The organism is Pseudovibrio sp. POLY-S9, from assembly GCF_001431305.1.
Classification (GTDB): Bacteria; Pseudomonadota; Alphaproteobacteria; order Rhizobiales; family Stappiaceae; genus Pseudovibrio.
Genome location: NZ_LCWX01000260.1, coordinates 120,764 through 124,351 on the forward strand (window position 1 = coordinate 120,764; position 3,588 = coordinate 124,351).

Annotated in this window: 3 protein-coding genes; all 3 read left to right on the forward strand. The window is 53.2% G+C overall.

Going from position 1 to position 3,588, the window contains the following annotated elements; translation table 11 throughout:
• Window positions 1-129 precede the first annotated feature (129 nt).
• Window positions 130-2,070 (forward strand): ABC transporter ATP-binding protein/permease, encoded by a 1,941-nt coding sequence (locus PPL9_RS29575; protein WP_057466188.1) that lies wholly within the window; start codon window positions 130-132, stop codon window positions 2,068-2,070.
• A 156-nt stretch (window positions 2,071-2,226) separates the two neighbouring features.
• Window positions 2,227-2,928: a phosphatidylserine decarboxylase gene (locus PPL9_RS29580; protein ID WP_057466061.1), complete on the forward strand. Its 702-nt coding sequence runs from the start codon at window positions 2,227-2,229 to the stop codon at window positions 2,926-2,928.
• Between the two features lie 11 nt (window positions 2,929-2,939).
• The coding region (pssA, locus tag PPL9_RS29585) for a CDP-diacylglycerol--serine O-phosphatidyltransferase (RefSeq protein ID WP_082597175.1) at window positions 2,940-3,588 on the forward strand (649 nt) is incomplete at its 3' end.

Here is a 3,588-nt window from a genome sequence, read left to right on the forward strand (position 1 = left end):
AGGGCGAAAGACTCTCTCCAATCTGATGGCAATGAACGCGTTCTGGATCATTGCTCTTCTGATATGACATTCCAAATTCGCCAACCGCTTCTGCGTTTTAAGAAGCGCGCCGGGCAACAAGGCACTAGCATGACTGCAACAAGCAAAAAACAGCAGGCAAAATCCGCCCCTGCTTTGGATGCAGACGATAAAGGCTTGCTTCGTTCACTGAAAACTCTTTGGGTTTACATGTGGCCAGATGCAAGGCCGGAGCTTAAAAAGCGTGTCGTTCTGGCCCTCGCGGCGTTGATTGTCGCAAAAATTATTACCGTTTTCGCACCCTATCTTTATGCATGGGCAACCGATGCCCTGACTGACGCCAGCGTTTTGCCAAAATGGTTGCCGCCAATTCTTGTCGCGCCAATCATGTTGGTCCTGGCCTACAATGTCGCCAGAACAATGGCTGTCGGGTTTAACCAGATCCGTGACGCGATCTTTTCAAGCGTTGGCCTCCACGCCGTTCGCGAACTCGCCAATCTAACCTTCCAGCACCTTCACGCGCTGTCTCTCCGCTACCACCTGTCACGCCGCACTGGTGGCCTGACCCGTGTGATCGATCGCGGAGTGAAGGGGATTGAAGGCATCGTTCGTTTCACGATCCTGAGCGGTATTCCCACTGTCGTCGAATTTGCGATGATGGCTGTTGTAATCTGGTTCCAGTTTGGCCTTTGGTATGTTCTGGTCGTCGGCGCAACGGTCTTTGCCTACGTCTATTACACAGTCGTCGCCTCCGATAAGCGTATCCAGATCCGCCGTGACATGAACAACGCGGACAATGATGCAAACAGCAAGTCCGTTGACAGCCTTTTGAACTTCGAAACTGTCAAGTATTTCGGCAACGAGGAAATGGAACGTGGCCGTTTTGATAAGGCAATGCGCGGGTATGAGCGCGCTGCAATCAAAACATGGACCTCGCTCTCCTGGCTCAACTTCGGGCAAGCACTGATCCTCGGTGCAGGTATGACGACGTGTATGGTCATGTCCGCCATGGCAATTCAGCGCGGTGAGCAGACCATCGGTGATTTCGTCATGATCAACGCGCTGCTCATGCAGCTGTCGGTTCCGCTCAACTTCATTGGCTTCATCTATCGCGAAATCCGTCAGGGCATTGCTGATCTGGAAGCCATGTTCTCCGTGCTGGCCGTAGAACCAGAAATTCAGGATGAGCCGCTTGCGGAGAACCTGAAGGTCAAAGAAGCCACCATCAAGTTCGAGGACGTGCACTTCCACTACGACGAGGAGCGCCCGATCCTGAAAGGCGTGAACTTCGAAGTGCCTGCAGGAAGCACCATCGCGATTGTTGGTCCATCTGGCGCGGGCAAGTCCACGATTTCCCGTCTGCTGTTCCGTTTCTATGATGTCACCTCGGGCCGCATAACCATTGATGGCAAGGATGTCCGCGAAGTGACGCAGAAATCCCTGCGTGATCATATTGGTATGGTTCCTCAGGATACGGTTCTGTTCAACGACAACATCGCCTACAACATCGGCTATGGCCGCGTTGGTGCATCAGAGGAAGAGGTGAAAGAGGCCGCAAGACTGGCTCAGATCGATCACTTCATCGAAGCTCTGCCACATGGCTATGAAAGTGAAGTGGGCGAACGTGGCCTGAAGCTCTCAGGCGGTGAAAAGCAGCGCGTCGCGATTGCAAGGACCATCCTGAAAAGTCCGCCAATCCTCATTCTTGATGAAGCAACCTCGGCTTTGGACACGCACACAGAACAGGAAATCCAGTCGGCTCTGGATATTGTCTCCAAAGACCGGACCACACTTGTCATCGCCCACCGTCTTTCCACCGTGGTGAACGCAGATCAGATCCTCGTTCTGAAGGCAGGTGAAGCGGTTGAGCAGGGGACGCATGCTGAACTGATGGCAAATGACGGCCTCTACGCTTCCATGTGGAGCCGCCAGCGTGAAGTCAGTGAAGCGGAAGCGCGTCTTGCGCAGATGCGTGAAGATGATCAGGGCTTCATTTCCAGGGGCAAAAGTGCCGAGGAAAGCCTAATTGAGGGCATAACTGATAAGAAATAGTGGGTTCAAGTGATTGCTCCGCGCGCAATCAGGGGAATCTCTGTTTAAATAAGCTAGAGTTGCTTGCACAGATCTCTCTGAGTTGCTCTATGAGCAGAAACTTAACGTCTGAGGGGTTCAATAGCTGAACCCCTCACTCTAGCAAAGGTGGTAAAGATGTCTTTGGCGGACAGCATTTCCAAGACACTGGTTCCTATTCATAAAGAAGGCTACCCGTTTATCGCCATTGCAGCTGTCCTGACCATCATTTTGGGATGGTTCTGGTCGCCCCTTTTCTGGATTGGCCTTTTCCTGACTGGATGGGTTTGTTACTTCTTCCGCGATCCACCGCGCGTCACTCCCGTTAAAGACGGTTTGATTGTTTCCCCCGCAGACGGAACCGTGTGCCTGATGGGATCCGTTATCCCGCCACGGGAGCTGGATCTGGGCGATCAGCCGATGATGCGTGTGTGTATCTTCATGAACGTCTTTAACTGTCACGTAAACCGTGCGCCAATGGCAGGCCGCATCACGCGCGTGGCTTACAAGGCCGGAAAGTTCCTGAATGCGGAACTGGACAAGGCAAGTGAGCACAATGAACGCAATGGCCTGATCATTGAAAACGACAATGCCCGCATCGGCGTTGTGCAAATCGCTGGCCTCGTAGCACGCCGTATTGTGTGCTTCGTAAAAGAAGGCGAAAACATTTCTGCAGGTGATCGCTTCGGTCTGATCCGCTTTGGATCCCGTCTTGATGTTTACCTGCCTCAGGGGACAAAGCCACAAGTTGCCCTTGGCCAGACCATGATTGCTGGTGAGAGTATTCTGGCAAATCTGAAAGATGAAGAAGCAGGCGACATCGTTGCCCGCGTTTCTTAAGGTAGTATAGCGTGTCAAATCCATTTCCTCCCTATGAACCGGGAGGTCAAACCACCAATGCGAAAGGGTCAACGCGCAAGCGTATTCCGCTTCGTATTGTTTTACCAAACGTCGTCACCTTGCTGGCGCTATGTTCCGGCCTGACAGCCATTCGCATGGCCATGGAAGACAGGTGGGATATGGCGATTGCAGCCATCTTCCTCGCCGCCATTCTGGATGCTTTGGACGGACGTGTCGCGCGCATGCTCAAAGGGTCCACCAAGTTTGGTGCTGAGCTGGATTCGCTCGCAGACTTCGTGAACTTTGGTGTTGCCCCAGGGATTATCCTTTACGCATGGATGTTGGAAGATGCCAGCTCTCTCGGCTGGATCGCCTCTCTGCTGTTCTCCATCTGCATGGCATTGCGATTGGCGCGGTTTAACGTGGCGCTGGACGATCCGAATAAACCAAAGTGGGCCAGCAAGTTCTTTACCGGTGTTCCCGCTCCAGCAGGCGCGCTGACAGTTCTGCTGCCAATTTATCTGGAACGTCTGGGCGTGCCGCATTGGAACGAGCTGGCTCTGCCGGTTGCGCTCTACACCATGTTCGTCGGCCTCCTGATGGTCAGTCAGTTGCCAACGTTCTCCGGAAAACAAATCGGCACCCACATTCGCCGCGAAT

Bases quoted from the DNA above. Each gene is read 5' to 3' on its own strand.
- PPL9_RS29575 (WP_057466188.1), top strand. From the start codon at position 130: ATGACTGCAACAAGCAAAAAACAGCAGGCAAAATCCGCCCCTGCTTTG.
- PPL9_RS29580 (WP_057466061.1), top strand. From the start codon at position 2,227: ATGTCTTTGGCGGACAGCATTTCCAAGACACTGGTTCCTATTCATAAA.